At 66.0% G+C, this 24,753-nt stretch carries 15 protein-coding genes and 1 pseudogene; 11 read left to right on the top strand and 5 right to left on the bottom strand.

What is annotated here, in order from left to right; all coding sequences use genetic code 11:
• Nucleotides 1–32 precede the first annotated feature (32 nt).
• Nucleotides 33–464: a PepSY domain-containing protein gene (locus HOP03_09385; GenBank protein ID NOT88385.1), complete on the top strand. Its 432-nt coding sequence runs from the start codon at nucleotides 33–35 to the stop codon at nucleotides 462–464.
• Between the two features lie 174 nt (nucleotides 465–638).
• On the opposite strand, the gene HOP03_09380 is transcribed toward HOP03_09385, so the two are convergent.
• Nucleotides 639–974, bottom strand: a complete 336-nt coding sequence (locus HOP03_09380; protein NOT88384.1) for a hypothetical protein — start codon at nucleotides 972–974, stop codon at nucleotides 639–641.
• Between the two features lie 223 nt (nucleotides 975–1,197).
• Between HOP03_09380 and HOP03_09375 the strand changes: the two genes are divergently transcribed.
• Nucleotides 1,198–1,401 carry a hypothetical protein gene (locus HOP03_09375; GenBank protein ID NOT88383.1) on the top strand — a complete coding sequence of 68 codons (204 nt, stop codon included), beginning with the start codon at nucleotides 1,198–1,200 and terminating at the stop codon, nucleotides 1,399–1,401.
• Nucleotides 1,402–1,592: 191 nt separating this feature from the next.
• Here the strand turns inward: HOP03_09375 and HOP03_09370 are convergent, their stop codons facing one another.
• Nucleotides 1,593–3,236 carry a hypothetical protein gene (locus HOP03_09370; GenBank protein ID NOT88382.1) on the bottom strand — a complete coding sequence of 548 codons (1,644 nt, stop codon included), beginning with the start codon at nucleotides 3,234–3,236 and terminating at the stop codon, nucleotides 1,593–1,595.
• A 635-nt stretch (nucleotides 3,237–3,871) separates the two neighbouring features.
• On the opposite strand from HOP03_09370, the gene HOP03_09365 reads away from it, so the two are divergent.
• Nucleotides 3,872–5,272, top strand: coding sequence for a M20/M25/M40 family metallo-hydrolase (locus HOP03_09365; GenBank protein ID NOT88381.1), 1,401 nt, complete (start codon nucleotides 3,872–3,874; stop codon nucleotides 5,270–5,272).
• Between the two features lie 89 nt (nucleotides 5,273–5,361).
• Here HOP03_09365 and HOP03_09360 read toward each other — a convergent pair whose 3' ends face one another.
• Nucleotides 5,362–7,797: a tetratricopeptide repeat protein gene (locus tag HOP03_09360; GenBank protein ID NOT88380.1), complete on the bottom strand. Its 2,436-nt coding sequence runs from the start codon at nucleotides 7,795–7,797 to the stop codon at nucleotides 5,362–5,364.
• Between the two features lie 255 nt (nucleotides 7,798–8,052).
• Here HOP03_09360 and HOP03_09355 point away from each other — a divergent pair, with 255 nt between their 5' ends.
• The 5 genes and pseudogenes from HOP03_09355 to HOP03_09335 all read left to right on the top strand — a co-directional run bounded on the left by HOP03_09355 (nucleotide 8,053) and on the right by HOP03_09335 (nucleotide 15,042).
• Nucleotides 8,053–8,643, top strand: a complete 591-nt coding sequence (locus HOP03_09355) for a hypothetical protein (protein ID NOT88379.1) — start codon at nucleotides 8,053–8,055, stop codon at nucleotides 8,641–8,643.
• Nucleotides 8,644–8,680: 37 nt separating this feature from the next.
• Nucleotides 8,681–9,682 carry a 23S rRNA (adenine(1618)-N(6))-methyltransferase RlmF gene (rlmF, locus tag HOP03_09350; protein ID NOT88378.1) on the top strand — a complete coding sequence of 334 codons (1,002 nt, stop codon included), beginning with the start codon at nucleotides 8,681–8,683 and terminating at the stop codon, nucleotides 9,680–9,682.
• 447 nt (nucleotides 9,683–10,129) lie between these two features.
• Nucleotides 10,130–12,259, top strand: a complete 2,130-nt coding sequence (locus tag HOP03_09345; GenBank protein ID NOT88377.1) for a PKD domain-containing protein — start codon at nucleotides 10,130–10,132, stop codon at nucleotides 12,257–12,259.
• A 151-nt stretch (nucleotides 12,260–12,410) separates the two neighbouring features.
• Complete coding sequence (locus HOP03_09340; protein ID NOT88376.1) at nucleotides 12,411–14,720, top strand: S8 family serine peptidase; 2,310 nt, start codon at nucleotides 12,411–12,413, stop codon at nucleotides 14,718–14,720.
• A 208-nt stretch (nucleotides 14,721–14,928) separates the two neighbouring features.
• Nucleotides 14,929–15,042: pseudogene (locus HOP03_09335) on the top strand (RNA--NAD 2'-phosphotransferase).
• A 29-nt stretch (nucleotides 15,043–15,071) separates the two neighbouring features.
• Here the strand turns inward: HOP03_09335 and HOP03_09330 are convergent.
• On the bottom strand, nucleotides 15,072–17,480 hold the full coding sequence (locus tag HOP03_09330; protein ID NOT88375.1) for a phospholipase: 2,409 nt from the start codon (nucleotides 17,478–17,480) through the stop codon (nucleotides 15,072–15,074).
• Nucleotides 17,481–17,615: 135 nt separating this feature from the next.
• Here HOP03_09330 and HOP03_09325 point away from each other — a divergent pair, with 135 nt between their 5' ends.
• Complete coding sequence (locus tag HOP03_09325; GenBank protein NOT88374.1) at nucleotides 17,616–18,497, top strand: ankyrin repeat domain-containing protein; 882 nt, start codon at nucleotides 17,616–17,618, stop codon at nucleotides 18,495–18,497.
• 90 nt (nucleotides 18,498–18,587) lie between these two features.
• Nucleotides 18,588–19,070: a hypothetical protein gene (locus HOP03_09320; GenBank protein ID NOT88373.1), complete on the top strand. Its 483-nt coding sequence runs from the start codon at nucleotides 18,588–18,590 to the stop codon at nucleotides 19,068–19,070.
• A 70-nt stretch (nucleotides 19,071–19,140) separates the two neighbouring features.
• Here HOP03_09320 and HOP03_09315 read toward each other — a convergent pair whose 3' ends face one another.
• Entirely contained in the window at nucleotides 19,141–20,604 is a 1,464-nt protein-coding gene (locus tag HOP03_09315) for a hypothetical protein (GenBank protein NOT88372.1), read from the bottom strand.
• Nucleotides 20,605–20,966: 362 nt separating this feature from the next.
• Between HOP03_09315 and HOP03_09310 the strand changes: the two genes are divergently transcribed.
• Nucleotides 20,967–24,581, top strand: a complete 3,615-nt coding sequence (locus HOP03_09310; protein ID NOT88371.1) for a DUF3372 domain-containing protein — start codon at nucleotides 20,967–20,969, stop codon at nucleotides 24,579–24,581.
• The last annotated feature ends 172 nt before the right edge of the window (nucleotides 24,582–24,753 follow it).

Raw genomic sequence — 24,753 nt, 5'->3', positions numbered from 1 at the left:
CGAATCGTTCGACCGAAAGCGTTCATGCGCGCATGTGCCCGCGCAACGCACTGCTGGCCGCCGGTCTGGCCGCAGCACTCGTGGTTTCCGGCGTGGCCGTTGCGCAGGACGCCATCACCGAGGCGCAGGTCAAGGCGGTGCTGGAAACGAATGGCTACACGAAGATCAACGACGTCAAGTTCAAGGACGGCGTCTGGAAAGCCGACGCGCGCAGCGCCGACGGCAACCGCGTCGATGTGCGGGTGGACGCCGCAACCGGCAAGATCTATCCCGAGACCCAGGTCGCGAACCTGAGCAAGGCGGATGTGGAAGCCAAACTGGCGGTGGCCGGCTACGTCGATGCCCACGACCTGCGCTTCCGCGACGGCGTGTGGGAAGCCGAAGCCGAAAACGACAGTGGCCAGGACTTCGAGCTGCGCATCGATGCCGCGACCGGCGAGATCATCGGCACGCGCAAGGACTGATGCACTGTCGTCGCCTGGATGCACGCAAGCGTGTCTCCGGGTGATGAAAGGAACGTCTCGCTGTTCCGGCTTTGAATTCCCGGCTGTGGCGCGGACTTCCTCGGAACGGATTGATGCGCTTCCAAAAGGACGAGCCCCGCAGAAGCGGGGCTCGTCGTGTACGGCGTGCGGGCATCAGTGGTGAAGAATGATATCCGCGATGATGCCGGTGGCGACCGCGATCAGGATGTATTTGCCGTCGTCGGTGCGGACCCAGCGATGACCGCGCGGCGGCGGGGCGAGATCGTAGGCGCGATAGTCTTCGACGTAATAGTCGCGTTCCAGATAGACGACCGGAATATGCCCGCCGCGATGCATTTCGTATTCGTGGTGCCGGCTTCCGTGTTTCTTGCGCGAATGGCCGCGATCATCGTCGTGGCCATGTCCCTGCCGACGCCCATGGTCGTCGTCGGCCAGCGCCGGTGCCGTGCCCAGCAATGCGAGCGAAATCGCCAGCAGCAAATGTTTCATGATGCTCTCCAGTCAGCGTGATGACGGCCGATGCTACTCGCTCCGCCCATGATCGAACCGGTTCGCGCCCGCACTCGACGCAATCGTTGACGGTCATCACCATTATGCGGCACCCGGCTTCAGGTGCGGTTTGGTTCCGACCGCATCGCGTAAGAATACGGCCGGCTTGCCCATCGCAAACGGCGCTGTGCGCAAAACCGGCGCCCCTCCTGCACAATGCCGCATGCCCGCGAAAACACCGCTCTGGAAACGCCCCCGCCCGCCGTCCGCAAAGCGCCCGGCAGGGCTGACGCCCGCGCAGACAGCGGCGGCGAAAGCGCGCGCCGGGGCGGCCGGACGGCGTTATCCGAATCTGGTCGACAACATGTGGGCAGCGCGCCAGCCGCGCGGTGTCGTGGGCAACGGATCCAACGACGAATCCGAGTAGGGCCGCATCACCCGTATCGTCTACGTGGGGCCTCCGACGCGGGGCGAGCCCCGCCCCGCCAAGAACGAATCGATGGACCGCAACGAGCGCTTTGACTCGGCACGGCACGCAAGGCATGCGCCACCCAAACCGTCACGCGTCGCGGCATCGATCAACGCGGTGCATGAGCCTTCCCTCATGCACGCCGCGTCTCAAGTACCTGCCGGCGCCGCGCCGCCCGTGCCCAACATGCGCAACATGTCCTCGAATTCCCCGGCCTCATGTCGCCTGCTTTCGAGCATGCCACGCACATCGCGGCCGTCACGGCATTTGCGCTCCGGATCGGCTTTCGCATCGAGCAGAGCCTTGAAGACCACGGAATCCTTGGTGTAAACCGCATGGCATAGCGGCATGTCTTCGATTGCGTACTTCGTCATCACGTTCACATCGGCGCCCAGCACGATCATGGCTACAGCAGCATCGGTGTTGCGAGTGAAGATGGCGCAGCCCAGCACATGGGTGGCCGTCTCTTTCGGATCGTCGCTATAGATCGCGATCGAACGTATCGTGGCTGCATCGCTCTGGCCCAGGCAGTGGATCCTCGCCAGATCGGGGCCGCCGACGAGCGCAATCGCCTCTTGCATCATCTGCGCCTGCTTGCCCGCAAGCTTTCCCTGCTTGCCCGCCCCTTGCTGGGCCAGGCCCGACAATGCGTAAGCGCGCAGCTGCTTCCAGCCGTATCCGTAGCCATCGCCCACACCATCGATGATCTTCAACGCGGTCGCATAGTCGCGCAGTACGTTCATCAAATGGGTGGCATAGATTTCGCCGATGCCCGCGTCATCGGGGTGTTGCTGCATGTAGGCGTCGCCAATCGCACGGATTTCATCGGGACGTTTCGCCTGCACGGCGATGCTGCCCAATTTCGTGAAGGCGTCGCGCCGGGTGAAGTCGCTACTGGCAGGGTGCGCGAACGCAATCCGATACGCGGCCGACGCACCCTGCCAGTCCTCCTTCGCCGCCATCAGGTCGCCCTCGTACAGATCGAGGCGCGGGCAATCGCACGGGTACTGGCGTGCGAGCTGGAAATTGCGCGCTGCACCGACGTTGTCGTCCTGCAGGAAACGGGCGCGTCCGTAGACCAGATAAGCCAGGGGCAGCGCCGGGTCCAGCGCTATCGCCTCCTTCAGATACGTTTCGGCCTCGACGAAAAATTTCGGATCCGTCGGTACACGCAGTTCGCCGACTTCGGGCTGCCGACCCTCACGCATCGTCATTGCTATCTGGCCAAGCAACAGTTTGATCCCCGCGTCCTTCGGTTTGATCGTCGCGGCACGCTGCAGCAGGAGACGGGCGCGGCCGTTGCCCTGGGCATCGCCGTTGCCATAAAGCTGCCTGGCTTCGGCCACCATGGCATCCGCCTCCGCGGGCGTTCCGCTCGCCACCGCTTGCGGCAGGGCATCGCTCACCGCCTTGGCGAAAGCGCCATGCCACTCTTGCAATTGGTGATAGTGCGGCGATGCGAAATTACGGTAGTACGCTTGCCCCGCCTCGCCTTCGGCGAACGCAAGAAAACGCCCCAGATCGTCTGCACCGACGCCTTTCAACGCGGGCGCCAACCATTGCTCCGCAACCGCCTCGTCCCCGGGGCCGTGCCAATAGCGTGAATTCTCGAATGCGATTTTCGCGGAGCTCATGGGGTCGCGCGCATCCTCCACCACTGCAATCAGGTATTCGCGCTCGCGTTGCTGGGAACCGAGCATTTCGCTCAAGGCCATCGCTCGCGCAAGACGCACCAGCAACTTCAGGCGTTCCGGATCCGTGGCATGGGCCATCGGCTTCTTCGGCGGCGTCATCACCGATACGTGGATGCGCTGCATCGCCGGATCGCCTGCCCATGCAACCCAGATCGGGATGAGGTCGTGGCGCAGGCCGCCAACGAACCCGCAGCGCGCGCGGTCGCGCAATACTTCGTCGGAAAAATAATGGTCGAGCACCGGCTCGAGCCTCGATTCGAGCCTGGTGTCGCCCTGGATCACCGCATCGATGGCAGCGCGCTGGGCGCGCATCGCCTCGGCCATGCGGCGGATATCTCCGGAAGATTCCGCCAACGCCAACGATTGCCGCGTCTGCTGGGGAAAATAATCCTTCATCCTGCAGCCCGGCACCACCACCGCACCAGCCGGCTGCGGCGGCAGCGGGCGCTCCTGGGTATGAAGCTGCGAAGCGGTGGTTATCGCCGCGACGAAGGCCGCAAGGCAGACAAGTCCGCGCATGCCGATGTCCTCTCAATGTTTCCAGGGGAAGAGCATAGCCCACAACAAATCGGATCGGGCCCGCTTGCCGAACGGCGCCGCAGCCATCGATTGCCTTTTCCCCTGAACGGTTGGGTTCGGTACTTTGCGCAACCAGTGCCTTCATGCTTCACAAGGTTTGGATCCGGCCGGCGTGTAAGATCGCCCCACCTGCCAGCCCCTTCGAGGACCTGTCCATGCGCATCGCCCTGCTCGCCCTGGCCCTGTCCGCCGCGTCGACGACTGCAGCCGCTGCGGACAATCCGTGGCATGCGAAAGCACGCGACATGCTTGAGCAGGCGATCGCGATTCCCACGGTCGCCGGGCGCGGCAAGGTGCCGGCGCTGGCGCAGTCGCTGGCCGATCGATACAAGGCGGCGGGTTGGGCCGACAGCGACATCCATGTGCTGCCCTACGACGCATCGCCGCAGGACCACACCGCGGCGCTGATCGTGCGCTGGCCGGCGGCGGGCAAGGCGAAGGCCAGGCCCATCATGCTGATGTCGCACATGGACGTGGTGGAAGCGAAAGCCGAAGACTGGTCGATGGACCCGTTCACGATGATCGAAAAGGACGGCTATCTGTACGGGCGCGGCACCAGCGACATCAAGCAGGGCGTGGTGGCGGTGACGATCGCGCTGATGCAGCTGAAGGCGCAGGGGTTCAAGCCGAAGCGCGACATCATCGTGTTCTTCTCCGGCGACGAGGAGACCGTCGGCCGGGGCGCGATGCTCGGTGCGACCGAGTGGAAACATCTGCTGGACGTGGAATACGGGCTCAACTCCGACGGCGGCGGCGGTGGTTTCGCGCACGACGGCAAACCGATCGGCTTCACTTTCCAGACTGCGGAAAAGACCTACGCCGACTATGCGTTCACCGCGCGCAATCCCGGCGGTCACAGCTCCAGGCCGCGCCCCGAGAATGCGATCTACCAATTGTCCGATGCATTGGCGCGGCTCGGTCGTTATCGCTTCGAGCCGTCGCTGAATGCGACGACGCGCGCGTATTTCGGCGAACGGCAGAAGAGCGAACCGGGTGCGCTCGGCGATGCGATGCGCGCATGGCTGGCGAATCCCGCCGATGGCGCGGCGGCGGATGCGATCGAAGCGGATCTCGGCGAAGTCGGGCTCACGCGCACGCGCTGCGTGGCGACCATGCTCAACGGTGGGCACGCGCCGAACGCGCTGCCGCAGCTCGCGCGGGCGACGGTGAACTGCCGCATCATGCCGGGCATCTCGCCCGACGCCATCCTCGACGAACTGCAGTTGATCGCGGGCGGGGATGTCGAGGTCACGCGCCTCGACGCGTCGCTGGCGTCGCTGGATTCGCCGCTGCGCGCGGACATCCTGAAGGCCTATACCGACAGCGTGCACGCGATGTTCCCGAACGCGCCGGTGATTCCGGAGATGAGCGCAGGCGCCAGCGACGCGCGTCCGTTCCGCGAGCACGGCATTCCGATCTACGGCGTCGACGGTTCATGGGGCATCGTGCCCGACGACATGCGCGCGCACGGGCGCGACGAACGCCTGCCGGCGAAAGCGCTCGGCGACGATATCGATCATTGGGTGCGGATGTTGAAGACGCTGGCGGGTCCGTAAGCCCGAACGGTACGGCTTGTGCCCGGCTTCCGGACGCATGGATCCCGATGCTGCGCCGGGTCGGCGGAACCGACCCGGCGCGCGAAGCGTCAAGATTTCTTGTAGAACCGTTTCATCATGATCTGCATCTGCGCCACGTTGGGGTCGCGGGCGAACGACATCTGCAGCAGGCGCTCGGCGACGGTGTTGCCGTCGCGGCATTTCCGCACCGGGCTGACCTGCGCTTCGACCAGCGCGCCGAATCCCGCAAGATTCTTGGTCGCCGCCGCGTAGCACAGCGGCGTATCGCCGCCCAGTTCGACGAGCGGCAGATTCAGCTGTTTGGTGTCCGCGCGCAGCGACATCTCACGCACGATGTCGTGACGCTGCCAGCGCAGGCCGCAGACGGTCAACGCGGTCGCGAGACGCTTCTGGTCCTTGTTCACATCGTAGGTGCGCCGCACCAGCTTGCTTTTCGCGCCGGCCCGGCAGATCGATTCCGCCAGGGTGACCGGATCGGGATTCATGCCCATGGCGCGCTGGATGAGCGCCATGCTTTCCTCCCGGGGTTCGCCGGCCCTGTCGACGCGCTCGCCCGCCTTGCGCACCAGCGCCGACGAGATGATCGGCACCTTGCGCGCCGGCAACCAGGTGTCGGGAATCGGATCGGCGACGGCGAAGATCTTGTCCGCGCGCGTATCGGCGGAGATCAGGAAATCCGCGTAGTCGAGACGGAAATTCCAGGCCTGCGGATACTTCGCCAGATAACCTTCGGCGATGCGCGGGTACTCCGCCATCTGCGTGCCTTTGCGCAGCGTCATCAGCAGATGCGACAGGGCGTTGACGTGGACGTAGGCGAGACGCTCGGGCTTGGCGATCGCCGCCTTGTAGTGGCGATAGGCCACGTTGTAGTCCTTCTTGACGTAGGCCAGATCGCCGAGGAAGAGATCCATGTTGGGATGCTCGTGCTCGATGTCGATCGCGCGCGCGAACGACTGCGCGGCTTCCTCGTCCCTGCCCTGCAGAAATCTCAGGCGCCCCAGCAGCATGTGCGCATCCGCGTACTCGGGCGAGAGCTCGATCGCGCGCAGGAAATATTTCTCGGCCTGCTCGTAGTTCGGCGTTTCGATCACCACCCGCAGCTGGTCCGGCGCGAGCGGCATGCCGGGCGCGGTCTTCATCGCGGCTTCGCCGAGCAGGGTCTGGATTTCGGGATTGCGCGGATCGATCCGGTCCGCCTCCAGCAGCTTGCCCGCCGCGTAGGCCGCAGCGGCAGGGCTGCCGTCATTGCGCAGCGCGTGCCGCGCATCCGCGACCAGCACATCGCTTCCGGGAGCGCCCGCTGCAGCGGCGACCGGCGGGATGTTGTCCGTGAACTTCTTGGCGGTCTGCGCATACCACTCGCCCGCCTGGAAGTCGTGGGCCCGGCTCAGCGCGACGTAGTAATTGGCGCCGAAACTGGTATTGGCGAACGCCACGAACTTGGCGAGTTGCTCATCGGGGACCTTCACCAGCGCTGGCGTCAGCCAGCGATTGAGGATCACGCTCAGATCCGCCGTGTTCACCGTGAGCGCCTGCGGAGCGGGAGCGGGAGCGGGCGCTGCATTCGAAGCGACGGCCGTCGCGGGCGGCGGCGGGGCCGTACCCGCCACTGGCGTTGCAGTCGGCGACATGCCCGGTGCGGTGGTCGCCGGTGGGGCCGGGGTCGTACTCGCGACTGGCGTTGCGTTCTGCGGCGTGCCCGGTACGGCGGTCGGTGCCGGAGCCGCGCTCGTGACCGGCATTGCAGTCGGCGGCGACGGCGTGCCCGGTGCGGTGGTCGGTGCCGGAGCCGCGCCCGCCACTGGCGTGGCCGTCGGCAGCGGTGACGTACCCGGCGCTGGTGTTGCGGCCGGTGCCGCGCCCGGTGCCATGTCCGTCGCCGGCACGGCATCAGGCGTGGGCACGGGCGGCGGCGGCGGGGCCGGGGAGAAGATGGCGACCAGCGCAGGGATACCTTCTCCATTCACCTTGTTGTTGTTCGTTTCGACCTGCTGCAGCGCCATCGCAACGGCCAGCTCATGCAGGATCGCCTGACGCTGCGGGGTCATCTGGATATCGGGCTCCTTGGAGGGTCCCGGCGTGCGCGTCCAGATCGCGCGATTGATCGCCTGCATTCCCGGCGAGCGCGACCACGCATCCAGCAGCTTCACGCCCTCGGTCTCGCCCGACAGCTCCACGAATACGCAGGCCGCCCGATCGCGCAGGCGCGCCTCGGAGAACTGCGCGTCCAGCACCGGCTTCAAGCGCGGCAGCAGCGCGGGATCGCGCTGGCCCAATTGTTCTTCGACCACCTTGCGGTGCTTCTGGAAACGGTTCACGACGACGACAAGATCACCCGAGCGGTCCATCGCCCGCACCATGCGCTCGAAGGCGACAGGGTCGTAGTCCTGGGCGGCTTTGCATTCCGGCACGGGCAGCAACGGCGCAGCCACTTTTTCCTTCTTGTCGCAGGCCGCAGCGAGCATGGCGATGGCGATACCCGCGCACACAAGGGATAAACGCATGTCTTCACTCCGTTCCACTGGAAGGCGTCAGGATAAGGCCAAAGCCGGTCGGCAGGCAGATCGCGGCCCGGCCGCCGGGAACCGGCGGAGGATTCTGCGGATCGGCGCACGATCCGCCCGTGCCTGCGATCCGATCCCGAAGGCCGGGCGAACGCGGCCATGCGCCGCATACCGGTCGCCCGATGCCGTCGGATACGCCCGCATCGTGCGATGCCACGTTCACGCGGCCAACGACTATCGATTTATTCTCCGCGCATGACCAATCTCCGCGCATCCCGCACCGTCGGCCTGCTCCTGCTCGCGCTCTCGCTGACCGCCTGCGCCACGCACGGGGATACGCCTGTGCGGCACACGGCCGACGGTCGCATCTGCCCGCAGTCGTTCGATTTCGTATTGGCCGACATGCCGGGCCCATCGGGCTTCCCGCTGTCGTCCGCGCCGTGGATGATCTTCCGTGGCGATGCGCCGGAAGGTTTGGCGGTCTACGGCCCGGGCGAGGTGTTGGCGCGCGGTACGACCGACGCCGAAGGCCGCGTGGCGATGAACGCCCGGCAGCAGCGACGCGCGACCCGGGCGTACTGCGAAACACCCGACGACCTGTGGCTGGTGTATCCGGGACAGACCCTGCGGATCAATGTCGTGCAAGCTTCGGATGCATGGTCGCGCGACGAGCGCCTGTTCCACTTCCTCAAGACCGCCGGCTATTTCGGCGATATCGACGCATTCGCAGCAGGGATGTTCGACGACGGACCCGGCAGGTCCGAACTCGACATGGCGCGCGCGGACTACGGCGTGGAAAACGACGAAGCGCTGTACGACGCGGTGGTGCCCGGGGACATGCCCTGAGTACCGCCGCACGGCGGATTCACGCGACAATCGACGGATGTCGCGCCCGTCCAGACCTTCCGCATCGTCCACCCGCACCGCACCGACGGGCCTGCATCCGCGCAACCGGCATCGGGGCCGCTACGATTTCGCGGCATTGGCCGCCGCCTCGCCCGCGCTGTCGGCGTTCGTGAAGGCCTTGCCGGGCGGTGAGGCAAGCATCGATTTCAGCGATCCCGCCGCCGTGCGCGCCCTGAACCGCGCGCTGCTGAAGACGCAGTACGGGATCGCGCACTGGGATCTGCCCGATGGTTATCTGTGTCCGCCGATTCCCGGCCGCGCGGACTATCTGCACGGGCTCGCCGATCTGCTGGCGACATCGAATGCCGGCGCCATTCCACACGGAGCATCGATCCGCGCGCTCGATATCGGCACCGGCGCGAACCTGATCTATCCGTTGCTGGGTCATCGCGAATACGGCTGGCGTTTCGTCGGCACGGACATCGATTCCACCGCACTGCGCGCGGCCGAAGCGATCGTGGACGCGAATGGTTTGCGCAAAGCGATCGAACTGCGCCATCAGCCCGATCCATCGCGCATCTTTGCCGGTCCGCTGCGCGATGACGACGTCTTCGACCTCATGCTGTGCAATCCCCCTTTCCACGCTTCGGCCGATGACGCCGCGCGCGGCAGCGAACGCAAATGGCGCAATCTCGGCAGAACGCCGACATCGCCGCGCGCGGATGCGCCGCTCAATTTCGGCGGACAATCCACCGAACTGTGGTGCCCGGGCGGCGAAGCGGCGTTCGTGCGCCGGATGATCCGCGAAAGCGCGCGGATCGCGAGCCGCGTGTACTGGTTCAGCACCCTGATCGCGAAGTCCGAACATCTCGCCGATGTGCGCAAGCAGCTGCAACAGGCCGATGCGCAGGACGTGCGCGAAATCCGCATGGCGCAGGGCCAGAAGCAGAGCCGCTTCGTCGCCTGGACGTTTCTCGATGCCACGCAGCGCGAAGCGTGGCGGGCGCTGCGTTGGCAAGGCGCGCGGCACACGCCTTAGCGCGTGCACGATCGTGGCTTGTGCATCGCAGCATCGGACGGCCGCGACGACATCGTCCCGACACCTGCGATCGCAGCCAGATCCGCACGCGAGCATTGCAATGTTGAATCTGCCTCGACCCGTGTACGCAGATATTCAACGGCAAAGACTGCACGCGTGTCTTTCTGGAACGGACATCCCCACCTGGATCCGTCTGCGCTGTTGACGCGCCATGGAAACCGCGCGCAACGTGTCGTCCAGCCGATGCCTGTTGTTTCCATCGGCGGCCTGCGACCCGAGGGTCGACGATTCGTCCGCGCCTCTGAGGGGAGGGCTGCGGGCGATGCGGGGCGCAGGAGCCGTCGCGCGATGCGCGGACGGTGCTGTGCGGGATCGAAATCAAATCCTCGCGGCCGTGCCCACGCACCGGTCGCCAATCCATCTTGAAAGCGAATTCAAGGAGTCGATATGTCGTTTCGCAAGAATCGAGGCCACGCCACGGTGGCCTCCGCCGTGCTCTGCGGCCTGCTGCACTGTTTCTCCACCAACGCGCTCTCCGCCAACGCGTTCTCCGCCAACGCGGCCAACACCGGCAACACCGTCGCCGCAAGCACGCAGGAAGGACGCGTCGCCGAACAAAGGCCCGCGAACCACGGCATCGATCTGTCGAAATCGCCATCGCGGCAGTTCACGATCGACACGCTCGACGCGGCCTTCGTCAAGATCCATTTCGATTACTTCAAGCTGCCGAAGGGCATGTCGATCGAAGTCTCGGATCCGCTGCGCCGCGAGGTCTACCGCTACGGCAACCGCGAGCGCGACGGCTTCACCGTCGACAAGGCGATGGGCCAGAACGGCACGACCAGTTTTTCGGCGATGTCGATCAGCGGGCCGACCGCGGTCGTGCGCCTGGTCGGCGTTGCGCAGGAACCGTGGACGCGCGCGCACGCGGTGCGCGTGACCCGGATGCTGGAAGGCTATCCGGAGGACATGCTGGACGCCGTGCAGCCGGAGGCGCTGACCGGCGATGTCGGCACGCGCGCGACCTGCGTCAACGACAAGCGCTCGGCGGTCTGTTATTCCGCCACCGATCCGACCGCCTACGACCGTTCGCGTCCGGTGGCGCGGCTGGTGCTGGCCCGCGGCAGCAACTGCACCGCGTGGCGCGTCGGCCCCGGCAACCACATGTTCACCAACCAGCACTGCATCCGCACCGCCGATGAAGCGGCGTCCGCGGAAGTGTGGTTCAACTACCAGTCCGCGACCTGCGGCGGCACCACCTCCGGCCCGACCGTCAAAGTGACCGGCGCCAGCCTGCTGAAGAACCACGGCTCGCTCGACTTCGCGCTGTTCACGGTCAACAACTTCGCGTCGATTTCGCAGTTCGGCTATCTGGGCCTGGACGTGCGCACGCCGCTGCAGAACGAGCAGATCGCCATCCCGCAGCATCCCGGCGCAAGGCTCAAGGAATTGGCGGTGGTCAGCAACCATGTCGGCGGCGCGCGCTGCATCATCGACGTGCCGCTGCACGACAATCTGTGGGGCACGTTGAGCGACACGGCTTACCAGTGCGATACCGAAGGCGGTTCTTCCGGTTCGCCGGTGATCTCGCGCACCAGCAACAAGGTGCTGGCGCTGCACCACGTGACCTACGGCAGCTGCTTGAACGGCGGCGTGCAGTTCGCCTACATCTGGCCGCAGGTGTCGAGCTTCTTCGGTGGCGTGGTGCCGAACGGCGACAACGGCGGTACGCCTTCGAATTCGCCGCCGGTCGCGAACTTCAGCTTCGCGGCCAGTGGCCTGACGGCCACCTTCACCGACAGCTCCACCGACAGCGACGGCACCATCGCCTCGCGGCTGTGGACCTTCGGCGATGGCAGCACCTCGACGCTCACCAATCCTTCGCGCACCTATGCAGCGGCGGGCACGTATTCCGTGTCGCTCAAGGTCACCGACAACGGCGGGCTCAGCACCACCACCACCAAGTCCGTCACCGTCTCCACCACCAATACGCCGCCGGTCGCCAACTTCAGCTTCACCACCAGCGGACTCACCGCCACCTTCGCCGACAGCTCCACCGATGCCGGCGGTGCCATCGCCTCGCGCAGCTGGAATTTCGGCGATGGCAGCACCTCCACGCTCGCCAATCCCGGCAAGACCTATGCCGCTGGCGGCACGTATTCGGTTTCGCTGACCGTCACCGACAACGGCGGCCTGACCCACACCGTCACCAAACCGGTGACCGTCAGCGCAGGCACCGGCGGCGCGTTCTTCCAGAACCTCACCGATTACGCGATCAACGACAACAGCACCATCGACAGCCCGATCACGGTGACCGGCGTGACCGGCAATGCGCCTGCGACGCTGAAAGTGGCGGTACGGATCATCCACACCTTCCCCAGCGATGTGCGCGTGGATCTGGTCGCCCCGGACGGCTCGCTCTACAACATCCACAACCGCACCAGCGGCACCAACATCATCAAGACGGTGACCATCAACGCCAGCAGCGAAGTGGCCAACGGCGTGTGGAAGCTGCGCGCCAACGACAGCATCGGCGGCGACACCGGCTATATCGACAGTTGGTCGATGCAGTTCTGAGGATTCCGATCTGGAAGAAAAGTCGCGCCGGAGAACGTTCTCCGGCACGAACGGCACTTGCTCAAGCCCCGTCATCCCCGCGAACGCGGGGATCCAGTGGCTTCACGCCTTTGCGGTCAAGCAAAGACGCTGGATCCCCGCGTTCGCGGGGATGACGCACATCAACGCCCACATTCCCTTCATCGATGGAGAAATCACGATGCGTCTTCGCTCTTCCTCCGCGCCGCGCGCATGGGCCACCGCCTGTCTGCTGCTGTCGGCCGCGTTCGCTCCCGCTGCCTTCGCCGGCAATGTCTACACCGCCGCGCTCGGCCAACAGCAGCGCCACGACCAGTTCATCGTCAAATACCGCACCGGCACCACGCTCGCCCGCCAGACGAATGCCGCCGGCAGCGCCGCGCGCATCGGTACGCAGACCGGGCGCAGCGTGCGTCACGCGCGCCGGCTCGGCATCGGCGCCGATCTGGTGCGCATCGATGGCGTCGCGCTGTCGTCCATCGAAGCCCTGGATTTCATGCGCCGCATCGCCGCCGATCCCGACGTCGAATACGTGCAGCCCGATGCGGTGATGTATCCGACGCTGGTGCCCAACGACCCACGCTACATCGATCAGTGGCATTACCAGGGCGGCGCTTCGGGCATGAATCTGCCGGCGGCGTGGGATCTGTCCACCGGCACCGGCGTGGTGGTCGCGGTGATCGACACCGGCGTCACCTCGCATCCGGATCTCAACGGCAACGTCATCGCCGGCTACGACTTCATCACCGATCCGGCGCGCGCGCGCGACGGCAACGGCCGCGATGCGAACCCGCAGGACGAAGGCGACTGGACCGTCGCCGGTGAATGCAGCGCGACGTGGACGGCGCGCAATTCCTCGTGGCATGGCACCCATGTCGCCGGCACCGTCGGCGCGGTGACCAACAACGCACTGGGCGTGGCCGGGGTCGCATTCAACGCGCGCATCCAGCCGGTGCGCGTGATGGGCCGCTGCGGTGGCCTGGTGTCCGATATCGTCGACGGTATCGTCTGGGCGTCCGGCGGCACGATCGCGGGCGTGCCCGCGAACGCCACGCCCGCGAAGGTGATCAACATGTCGCTCGGCGGCACCGGTCCCTGCGATGCGGCGTATCAGACCGCGATCGATGCGGCGGTCGCGCGCGGCACGGTGGTCGTGGTCGCGGCGGGCAATTCCAATGCCGATGCCAGCGGCCATCGTCCGGGCAGTTGCAACAACGTGATCAACGTGGCCGCGCTCGATCGCGAAGGCAATCGCGCGGCGTACTCCAACTTCGGCGCGCTGATCGATCTGGCCGCGCCCGGCGGCGAAACCAGCCCGACCGCCGCCAACGGCGTGCTGTCGACGCTGAATTTCGGCACCACCACGCCCTACCCCAGCACCAGCGGCTACCACGCGCGCCTGCAGGGCACGTCGATGGCCGCACCGCACATCGCAGGCCTGGCAGCGTTGATGCGCTCGCGCAATCCCACGCTCACGCCGGCGCAGATCGAATCGACGCTGAAGGCCAATACGCGCGCGCTCGTCGGCACCTGCACCGGCGGATGCGGCGCGGGCGTGGCCGATGCGAACAAGGCGGTGATCGCGGTCGGTGGCGGTGGCGGCAATACCGCACCGGTCGCGAACTTCAGCTTCGCGGCCAGTGGCCTGACGGCCACCTTCACCGACAGCTCCACCGACAGCGACGGCACCATCGCCTCGCGGCTGTGGACCTTCGGCGATGGCAGCACCTCGACGCTCACCAATCCTTCGCGCACCTATGCAGCGGCGGGCACGTATTCCGTGTCGCTCAAGGTCACCGACAACGGCGGGCTCAGCACCACCACCACCAAGTCCGTCACCGTCTCCACCACCAATACGCCGCCGGTCGCCAACTTCAGCTTCACCACCAGCGGACTCACCGCCACCTTCGCCGACAGCTCCACCGATGCCGGCGGTGCCATCGCCTCGCGCAGCTGGAATTTCGGCGATGGCAGCACCTCCACGCTCGCCAATCCCGGCAAGACCTATGCCGCTGGCGGCACGTATTCGGTTTCGCTGACCGTCACCGACAACGGCGGCCTGACCCACACCGTCACCAAACCGGTGACCGTCAGCGCAGGCACCGGCGGCGCGTTCTTCCAGAACCTCACCGATTACGCGATCAACGACAACAGCACCATCGACAGCCCGATCACGGTGACCGGCGTGACCGGCAATGCGCCTGCGACGCTGAAAGTGGCGGTACGGATCATCCACACCTTCCCCAGCGATGTGCGCGTGGATCTGGTCGCCCCGGACGGCTCGCTCTACAACATCCACAACCGCACCAGCGGCACCAACATCATCAAGACGGTGACCATCAACGCCAGCAGCGAAGTGGCCAACGGCGTGTGGAAGCTGCGCGCCAACGACAGCATCGGCGGCGACACCGGCTATATCGACAGTTGGTCGATGCAGTTCTGAGGATTCCGATCTGGAAGAAAAGTCGCGCCGGAGAACGTTCTCCGGCACGAACGGCACTTGCTCAAGCCCCGTCATCCCCGCGAACGCGGGGATCCAGTGGCTTCACGCCTTTGCGGTCAAGCAAAGACGCTGGATCCCCGCGTTCGCGGGGATGACGAATGTCAGGACAGGGCTCAAGGTCGGCGCCAAGCGTGCCGGAGCCTGTTCTATCGTGCGCGCCAGCGAAATGGCGGCGGCGGGGCACGGGTTCTTCCGTTCCGAAAACGGTGTGTGGCTCACCGATGCGGTGCCGGTGGCGTTCATCGATTTCGGCAGCGAATGAATCGCCTCCGCGCGCTGCGGCGCGGGTGATCAGGAGACTTTCGCGGCGCGCGCCGGACTTTCCTGCTCGGGCTGTTGCAACGCCGGCTGCTGCGCCGCCTGTTCTGCGGCGCGATCGTTGACGCGGTCGACCTGCTGGGTGCTGGCCACCAGCGATTGCTGCATGCCGCGCGTGACCTCCGTGAACGCGACACGCTGATGCGCCGCATTCGGATCGGCGGTATCCATCGCGAAGACGCGGGTGTTGTCCGGACTCATATCGACGCGACGGATCTGCGACAACCCTGCGTTGTGCGCTTCGGCGGTGAGCGTGCCGGCGAGTCGGTCGCTGCTGTCGTCCGGGGTGCGGTTGAAACGCTGATCGATGGCGTGCACGCCTTGCCGGGCGTCATTGAACATGGCGTTGCTGGGATGCGCGGGATGATCGAGCAGCATGCCGGTGCGCTGCGGGATGGGCGTCGGCGTCGAGGGGGCCATGCCATCCGGCGCGATCGGATGATTCGGATGCGCGGGCGCGAGCGATTGCTTCGCTGCGCGTTCCTGCTTCTCCACCACCGCATCCAGACTGGGAATGACCGAAGCCGCCATGCCATGACGGAACACAGCTTCGCCCGCGACCGCCTGGCCGCGCTGCAGCACCGTGATGGTCTCGTACAGGTTGGCCGTGTTGTGCGGATTCACCGGCAAGTGCGTGGCGACGGTGGAGGTCAGGCCACCGACGGCACCGCCGACGACCATGCCGGCGGCAGGCGCCTTGTCGGCGACCGAACGGATCCCGTGTCCGGCCGCATCCGCGCCCTGCTGCAGCACCGCGCCGGTCTGCTGACCGAGCTGACGCTGTGCATTGGCCAACGCGGCTGCGCTGTGGTCGATGTTGGTCGCGACGCCCTGGGTGCCGTGGCGGATCGCGGTCGCGTCGCCCTGCGCGGCGGTGCGCGCCTGCTGCGCTTCCTGCTGGTTGCGGCGCATCGCTTCGTTGCCGTAGCTCTCGATGCCCTGCGCCTGTTGACCGACCCATTTCTCGGCGCCGTCGGGAAGGATCTTCGCGCCGAAACGCATCGCGCTGGCGGTCCACGATGTCGCCGTCTGCTGGGTCTTGCCTTGCAGATGATCGATGCCGGCCTCGACATTGCCGGCCTGCAGGCGCACCTGCGCGGTGACTTCGCCACCGCCGCGCACGGTGGTGCTGCCGAGGACACCGACGGTGTTCGTCATCAATGCACCGGTTTCTCCCTGGATGCGCGCCGTGGTGTTCAGGCCCTGTCCCACCAGGTGCAGGCCTTTTTCGGCGACCTGGCCCTGCGCCTGCACCACTTCGCCGACCGCGCGGCCGGCGCGCGCGCTCATCGCGGTGGCGCTGAGCACATTGGTCAACGGGCCGGCGTAGGCCGCCAGTTCGCTCAGTGCGAGTTCGTTCGGACGATGGACCAGATGCCCCTGTTCATCGCGGGTCTTCGGCGCGAGCAGCGGCTGGATCTCGCCCGCTGCGGTCGGCAGGTTGCGCAGCGCCTGATTGCCCGAATGCGTGGCGAGATAGTCGATGGTGTCGTTCGCGGCGCGGCGCGCGTGCGGCGGCAGCAGGTCGTCGATCTTGCCCTGCACCATCTGTTTGGCACCGGGGGTTTCCATCAGCGTGGCGACATCGTTCGCCAGCATGCCGGCCTGGACGCGACGCGCGGCGTTCATCTGCTGGATGCCGGCCTGTCCGTCGGTGAGCATTTCGCCGCCGACCTGGTACGCCTTCACCGTGTCGCGCGGGTTGTAGACGGTCAGCCCGTTCTCCTGGGCATAGCGCTGCGCGGTGTTCGGATGCAGCCCGGCGGCGTTGAACGTGGTGGCTTCGACACCGGTCACCGCCGACGCCGCAGAGGCCATGCCGCCGGCCAGCGAGTGACCGGCGATCTCGAATTTGAAATCCGGTTGGCGCTGCAGCAGCCGTGCGGCATCCATGGCGCGATCGTAGTAATCGGTCTTCAGCCCCAATCCCTGCGGGATGTTGTTGGCGAGGAAATCTTCCGAGGCGCTTTCGCGGCGACCGCCCGGTGCGGCCGGGTCCACGATCGCGCCGGTGGAACCCTTGAAGACCAGCACCGGTTTGGCATCGGGCCCGAGCACGGATTTGTCGGGGAGATAGACTTCGGCGCGATAGCCGGACTTGTCCGGATGCAGCATGTCGGCGATCTGCTTGTCGGTCAGCTGCGGCGCCAGTGCGCGCAGTTGCTCGGGGTGTTCGCTGGCGCGGGTCCAGCCCGCCGGGGGCTTGCCTTCGCCGCGCGCGGATTCGTACACGTCCTCCGCCAGGCCGGCCATGCGCTGCGCGTGATACCCCTGCGCAAGCTTGTCCGCCTCGCCACCCTTGCCGGCGCCACGCAGCCCGGAGAGCAAACGGTCCTGAATTTCGCGCTCGGCGCGTACGGCATCCTGAGTGGGCTCGGTCACGGTGCAGCTCCTGGGCACGGGCGTTTGCTCCCATCCTAGCGTATCCGTTGATAGCATCCGGCCCGATTCATACCGCAGGCCCGGGTTTCTGCTATTTATTGCGTCGGCTCTTCCCCCACCCGGCCCGCCATGCGCCTGTCGTTCTCCCGTTGGGCGATCGCCCTGCTGATCATCGCGACCCTGAGCGGGTGCGCAGCGCCGCTATCGGCTTCGGACGACAGCCGTCGCTCCGAGCACGGCGCGGAACGGAGGTTCGAAGGCAAAGGCCTGGAACTGGCGATCGCGGCCGAGCACGGACAGACCGACACCATCCGCCGACTGATGCGCGACGAGAAGGTCGACCCCGACACGATCTTCGCCAGGGACGAAGGCCTGCCGCTGATCGCATGGCCGGTATACACGCGCAATCCCGAAGGGCTGAAAGCGATGCTGGACAACGGCGCCGACCCCGATGCGCGCCGCCCGGAATACGTCGACAAGCAGTACAAGGACGGCAGCGGTGGCCGCTACTTCAGCTACGAAAACGCGATGGTCTACGCGGCGCAGGAAGAGGATCCGATCTACCTGCGACTGTTGCTCGATCATGGCGGCGACCCGAACACCCGCAACGGCAACGATGAACCGCTGACGTATATCGCCTTCATCAAACAGAACCAGTGGCAGAACGTGAAGCTTCTGATCGAACGCGGCGCGGACATCCACGGCGCGTCGTGGTCGGGACGGCCGATCGACTGGTACAGCGGTCGCGGTGGTTTCGAGCAGACCTACTGGCTGCTGCAGCACGGTGCGGATCCCACGAAGATCACCCGTGGCGCCGATTCGAAGCACAGCTACACGCCGGTCATCGCCGACATCTACTGGCATCCGGGCAGCCCCGCCACCACGGAATGGCAGCGTCGTTGCCAGCACTGGCTCCGCGACAAGGGCATCGCGCGTCCACCCATGCCCGAACATCTGCGGGACATGCGCAAGGCGTTCAAATTCCCGTACGAAGAGAAAGACGTCCCGCTGCTTTGAATGCCGGGGCTGCGACGCGATCGGCCGCGTCATGATCGTCCATGTCATGATCGCCCACGTATCATGGCCGCATCCCGGACGTCCTCCCGCATGCATCGTCCCTCTCCGCCCAATCTGCCGCCACCCCCACTCCCGCCGCTGCCGCTCGCGGTTCCCGGGCACAAGGCCATCGCGCCATGGCAGCGCCGCAATGCGACGTATCACGTCGTCGCCACGATCCTCCATGTGATCGGCACCGTGTTCGTGATGCAGTGGCTCGCCGACGATTGGAAGACCCAGTGGGGCGACCAGACCTTCGTCGAAGCCGCGTATCTGTCGTTCGGCGGCACCCTGATCGGCGCATTCGGCAAATGGCTGTTGATGGCGTTCCTGCTGCTGCTCCTCGCCTCGGGCGCCATACAGTTCGCGATCGCCGCTGCGGTGTTCCGATATGCCAGACAGCGCAGCGCGCTGATGGTCTTCGCATGGCTCAGCATCCTGTCGCCGCCGTTGGGAACGTTCGTCGGCCTGCACGCGCTCCGCAACCTCAAAACGCCCAACGCATCCAACGACATATCCACCGGACACCCGTGAGCAGGAACCGTCGCGATGCGGCAGCGGATCGTCCGCCACCGCACCGCGCTGCCTTCGTCATTGCGCCCGGTTATGGCGCGGGCACCGGAAACACGCCTGAATTGCCGACCGGATTGTTCGGCAATGCGCCGGTCGGATGGATACCGTAGACGTGGATCTTCTTGCCCTGATGCGCTTGACGCACCGACAGCGGCAAACGGATCGAGAAACGATAGGCCACGCCGTCCGAACCACAGGCGTTCGCGACTGCGATGCGGTCGGCATCGGTCGTGCTGGCGAAATCCGAGGTATAGGCGCCGATGCCCGTGCTGACGCCGGTCGAACTGCGTACGTAGAGATGCACATCGACCGGAATCCGCGCGCCGTACGAACACGCCCAGCCGTTGACCCGGTTGCTGACCACACCATCGATCACGCCCCTGGTCTGGCCGAAACTGCCGGCCAGTGCGGTCACGCTGGTGTTGTTGCGCAGTGCGGCGACCGAACGCTTCAACAGATCGTAGTAGAGCGTGCCGGAACGCGCGGCCGGCTCGAGATCGCGGTTGTATTCCTGGTTGTATTGATCGGTGAAGAGCCGGTCGCCGTAGCCGGGCCACGAGACCCGCTGCACGACCCATTCGTTCCATCCGGTGATCATCACGTAGGGCCGGTTGGACAACCGCGCGGTTTCCATCTGTCTCAGGAACGTCATGCCGTTGAACTTCGACACCGCCGTCGGCTCGTAGCTGATCCAGTTCAACGCGAACGCGGGCGCCACCGAAATCTGCTGACCGTCCGCACTGCCGCGCTGGTTGCAGGCGGACTGTCCACGGCTGGCCTTGAATGCGGGCCAGTTGCTGCAGCCCGAGATGAATCCCCATGCGTCGATAGCGCCGCCGTTGGGGTCCTGCGCCCACATCTTCACGGTCGTCAGCGTGGCGGCGTAACTGGCGATCTTGGCAACCGCATAGCTGCCATCGCGCGGCGCGACGAACACCACGGGCTTGTTGTTGGAGAGGAACGCCAGCGCGCTGCCGGTCATCTTCAATCGCGCGTACTCGATCGTGTCCTTCGCGCCGGCCGGCGGCGCATTCGGCGACACCGTCACCCACGGAATGATCTTCGGCGTATTGCCCGCGCCCATCCCGCCCCATACCGCCAGCAGACGCTCGAACGGCTGCACGATCATCCTGTCGGCGTCGATGCTCTGCGTATCGGGCCAGTTGGTGATATCGACATAGATATAGTCGATGCCCGCCGCCTTCAGCAGGGTGGCGTGTTCCCTCAGCAGCGCGTCGTTCTGCGACAGGCAGTAGTAACCGGCCCTCGGCATCCCCCACCAATGCGTAGAGTTCAGGGGACCCAGGGCACTCGGATTATCGCTTTCGAGGATATTGCTGAGATTGTAGGTGCCCGCTTTGGCGGGACAGTGCGATATCACGTAGAAGATGCCGACCGTGCGCGCAACCTGCGCGTTCGCATCGGGGGTATGGATCATGGACAGTAATCCGCAGGCCAGCACGACCGCCTGCACGCTTGCGATGAATCTACGCATCGGGTGATTCTCCTTTTCATCGACGGCTGTTTGCCGCCGGATCATCAGTCGCCAGTGGCGGATGAAACAGGACATCGCCTCCGGAGCACGCTGCGGAGTGACCACGCCATCCCCGGCATGAGCCACGGCCTGTATTTCGAGAATACGTTTGCAGGCGCCGCCTCTTGCCTTGTGCTCCCCGCGCGGATCGCCGACAGTGCAACGCCTGTCGACCCGACGCTGCGCACGATCTGCCGCATGTTCCGCAGCGTTTTTTGCTGCAATGCACAACATCCCGCGCCCGCGCCGCATTCCCGATGCGATGTGCCCTGGAGGCCAAGATGCGCACGATACCGATCCGCCGAAGCAATGCGCTTTCGGCGATGCTCGTTTTCTTCCTGACCCTGTTGCTCGCGGCCTGCGATCTGCCGCTGAGCGATGGCGGCACGCTGACCGGCGCGGCCAAAACCACCGCGCTCGACGATTTCGCCGGCACCGCAAACAACAGCGGTGCGACCAGCGGCATCTGCGACGCGAGCACCGCGAGTACGATCCTCACGCCGGTGCCGAATCCGCCGCGCGACGGCGCGCCGATCGACGTGCGCATCCACTACAACCGGCCGGACGGCAACTACGGCGACTGGGGTCTGCATCTGTGGCAGGTCAACGACGCCGGCCAGTACATCGCCGATTATCCGGGCGTGTCGTGGAATGCGCCGCTGGTGCGCGCGGGCATCGACAGCTATGGCGCGTATTTCGATCTGCAGGCCACCCAGTTCGCCCACCCGGCGGCTGCGGGTTTCGGTTTCATCGTGCATCCACCGGGACAGGGCGGCGATCCCGGCGTCGACCGCACGCTGAAATTCACCGACGGCGGCGAGTTCTGGCTGCGCTCCGGCGATGCCAGCGTGTATCGCAGCAATCCGCTGGGCAGCACGCCGGACATCGACACCGTGCGCGTGCACTACAAGCGCTTCGACAGCGCCTACGACCAGTGGGGCCTGCACCTGTGGCCGAGCAGCGGGATCGATCCGTCGCGCCTCGCAGGACTGGCGCTCGAGCAGTGGGGCAATCCGGTGCCGCTGGCGTCGATGCCGGGCTACGCGACCGGCAGCAGCGAGATCGTGTTCGATCTGCCGGTGCTCAATCCGCAGGGCGACGCCAACCGCAGCGCGGTCGAATTCATCATCCACGGCCTGCCGTCGAATCCGAACGGCGGCGTCAACAACAAGGACGGCTGGAACGACAACATCCGCGTGAGTTACGCGGCGCTGTCGATCAGCAACCGCGTCGGCCAGGTCTGGCTGGTACAGGGCACGCCGACGGTGTTCACCGCGCCGCCGAACACCCGCCGTGTTTCCACCACCGATGCGCGCGCGGCATGGCTCACCCGTAATCTGCTGAAGTGGCCGCTGGCCGACGATTTCGGCACGTTCAAGCTGTATCACTCCGCGAACGGACAGATCCTCGCGCCGCGCGGACAGCCGGTAACCGGCGCCGATGGTGCACTGACGCTGCAGATCGGCGGCAGCGTGCCGGCGGATGCGGCGGAACGCTTCAAATATCTCGACGCCGGCGTGGTGCTGGCGGTGAACGCCGCGGACGAAGCGCGACTGGGCGATGTGCTGAAGCAGCAGCTCGTGCTGGTGCAGGAAGACGCCGACGGCAAGGTGCTGGGCGCGACCACGCCGCAGCTGGCCGGCGCGCTGGACGACCGCTATGCCGCTGCCGAAGCGGTGGACGATCTCGGCGTATCGTTCGACCGCAACCGTGCGGCGTTCAAGCTCTGGGCGCCGACCGCACGCAAGGTCACGCTCTGCACCTACGGCGCGCAGGGCGTGGCGCACAGCGAAGACGCGATGAGCTTCGACGCCGCCACCGGTGTCTGGCGCTTCGATCCGCGCAACCACGGCCGTCATGGCGATGACGACGACGACGATGACGACGACAGGCCGCGCGGCCTCTACTACAGATACGCGGTGGAAGTGTTCGTGCGCGGCGTCGGCGTGGTCCGCAATCTGGTCACCGATCCGTACTCGATCAGCCTCAACGCGAACTCGCAGCGCAGCTACATCGCCGATCTGGATTCGCCATGGCTGATGCCGCCGGGCTGGCGCCACGCCTCGTCGCCGGATGCGGTCCGCGCGCAGGAGGACATGTCGATCTACGAACTGCACGTGCGCGATTTCTCCGCCAACGACAACACGGTCAGCGCGCGCAATCGCGGCAAGTATCTCGCGTTCACCGAAGCGAACTCCAACGGCATGCGCCACCTGCGCGGGCTCGCGCGCGCGGGCGTGACCGATGTGCACCTGCTGCCGGTGTTCGATTTCGCCAGCACGCCGGAGCAAGGCTGCATCACGCCGACGATCCCGAATGCCGCGCCGGACTCCGAAGCGCAGCAGGCCGCAGCCGGCGCCGCGCGCGCCGACGACTGCTTCAACTGGGGCTACGATCCGTGGCACTTCACCGCGCCGGAAGGCAGCTTCGCCAGCAACGCCGACGACGGCGCCGCGCGCATCCGCGAATTCCGCGCAATGGTGATGGCGCTGAATTCGTCGGGCCTGCGCGTGGGCATGGACGTGGTCTACAACCACACCAGCGCGTCGGGGCAGAACGACAAATCGGTCCTCGACCGCATCGTGCCCGGCTACTACCAGCGCCTCAACGTCGCGGGCGACATCGAGCGCTCGACCTGCTGCGAGAACACCGCGACCGAAAACCGGATGATGGCCAAGTTGATGATCGATTCGGTCAAGACCTGGGCCACGCAGTACCGCATCGATTCGTTCCGCTTCGACCTGATGGGCCATCAGCCGCGCGCGGTGATGGAACGGCTGCGCGATGAAGTCTCCGTCGCCGCAGGCCATCCGGTGCAGTTGATCGGCGAAGGCTGGAACTTCGGCGAGGTCGCCAACGGCGCGCGCTTCGTGCAGGCCTCGCAGCTGTCGCTCAACGGCAGCGGCATCGGCACCTTCAGCGACCGCGCCCGCGACCATGTCCGTGGCGGCTCGGGTTTCGACAGCGGCAATGCGCTGCGCAGCAACCAGGGCTACATCAACGGCATGCATTACGACGACAACGGCAGCGGCGGCAACAAGAGCCGCAACGACCTGATGTGGTCGGGCGACGTGATCAAGGTCGGCCTGGCGGGTTCGATCCGCGATTACGTGATGACCACGCACTGGGATGCTTCGCTGCGCCTCGACCAGATCGACTACGGCGGCCAGCCGGCCGGCTACGTCGTCGATCCGCAGGAAGTGGTGAACTACGTCGAGAACCACGACAACTGGACGCTGTTCGACAACAACGCGTTCAAGCTGCCCACCGCCACCAGCCGCGAGGACCGCGCGCGAGTGCAGATCCTCGGCGCCGCGATCAACAGTTTCAGCCAGGGCGTGTCGTACTTCCATGCCGGCGTGGACACGCTGCGCAGCAAGTCGCTGGACCGCAACAGCTACGACAGCGGCGACTGGTTCAACCGCATCGATTGGAGCTACAGCGACAACGGCTTCGCCGCCGGTCTGCCGCCGCAGGGCGACAACGGCGGCAACTGGTCGGTGATGGGTCCGCTGCTGGCGAACGCGGAGATCAAGCCGACCGACACCGAGATCCGCTGGACCCGCGACGCGTTCCGCGACCTGATGAAGATCCGCGCCAGTTCGCGCCTGTTCCGCCTGCGCACCGCCGCCGAGATCAAACAGCGTCTGGCGTTCCGCAACACCGGCAGCGGCCAGGTCGCGACGGTGTTGACGGCGCATCTCGACGGCAATGGCTATCACGGCGCCGGCTTCCGCGAAGTGCTGTACTTCGTCAACGTCGACAAGGTGCCGCAATCGCTGACGATCGCCGAGGAGGCCGGCAAGCGCTATCGCCTGCATCCGGTGCATCTCGCCCACGACGCCGCCGATCGTCGCGCCGCGCAGGCGACCTACGACAGCGTCAGCGGTCGCTTCAGTGTTCCTCCGCGCACGGCGGTGGTGTTCGTGATGAGGTAAACGTCGGCGAACGCATCGGCGACGCAACGCAACGGCGACCGCGAGGTCGCCGTTGCTGTCTGTGCGATGCGCTGCCGGCAACCCCGATGTGCCGGCATGACCTCTGGCAGTGTCCCCGCATGCACGTCGAGCGGAGCATCCCTGCACGCTCCCATCGATCGCGACGACGCCC

The organism is Lysobacter sp., from assembly GCA_013141175.1.
Classification (GTDB): Bacteria; Pseudomonadota; Gammaproteobacteria; order Xanthomonadales; family Xanthomonadaceae; genus Lysobacter_I.
The sequence above is the reverse complement of the archived record's forward strand: the minus strand, read 5'-3'. Positions and strand labels throughout refer to the sequence as shown.

What these genes read in the sequence shown, in the direction of transcription:
- HOP03_09385 (NOT88385.1), top strand. Translation starts at nt 33, where the DNA reads ATGTGCCCGCGCAACGCACTGCTGGCCGCCGGTCTGGCCGCAGCACTC.
- HOP03_09380 (NOT88384.1), bottom strand. Translation starts at nt 974, where the DNA reads ATGAAACATTTGCTGCTGGCGATTTCGCTCGCATTGCTGGGCACGGCA.
- HOP03_09375 (NOT88383.1), top strand. Translation starts at nt 1,198, where the DNA reads ATGCCCGCGAAAACACCGCTCTGGAAACGCCCCCGCCCGCCGTCCGCA.
- HOP03_09370 (NOT88382.1), bottom strand. Translation starts at nt 3,236, where the DNA reads ATGACGCCGCCGAAGAAGCCGATGGCCCATGCCACGGATCCGGAACGC.
- HOP03_09365 (NOT88381.1), top strand. Translation starts at nt 3,872, where the DNA reads ATGCGCATCGCCCTGCTCGCCCTGGCCCTGTCCGCCGCGTCGACGACT.
- HOP03_09360 (NOT88380.1), bottom strand. Translation starts at nt 7,797, where the DNA reads ATGCGTTTATCCCTTGTGTGCGCGGGTATCGCCATCGCCATGCTCGCT.
- HOP03_09355 (NOT88379.1), top strand. Translation starts at nt 8,053, where the DNA reads ATGACCAATCTCCGCGCATCCCGCACCGTCGGCCTGCTCCTGCTCGCG.
- rlmF (NOT88378.1), top strand. Translation starts at nt 8,681, where the DNA reads ATGTCGCGCCCGTCCAGACCTTCCGCATCGTCCACCCGCACCGCACCG.
- HOP03_09345 (NOT88377.1), top strand. Translation starts at nt 10,130, where the DNA reads ATGTCGTTTCGCAAGAATCGAGGCCACGCCACGGTGGCCTCCGCCGTG.
- HOP03_09340 (NOT88376.1), top strand. Translation starts at nt 12,411, where the DNA reads ATGACGCACATCAACGCCCACATTCCCTTCATCGATGGAGAAATCACG.
- HOP03_09320 (NOT88373.1), top strand. Translation starts at nt 18,588, where the DNA reads ATGCATCGTCCCTCTCCGCCCAATCTGCCGCCACCCCCACTCCCGCCG.
- HOP03_09315 (NOT88372.1), bottom strand. Translation starts at nt 20,604, where the DNA reads ATGCGTAGATTCATCGCAAGCGTGCAGGCGGTCGTGCTGGCCTGCGGA.
- HOP03_09310 (NOT88371.1), top strand. Translation starts at nt 20,967, where the DNA reads ATGCTCGTTTTCTTCCTGACCCTGTTGCTCGCGGCCTGCGATCTGCCG.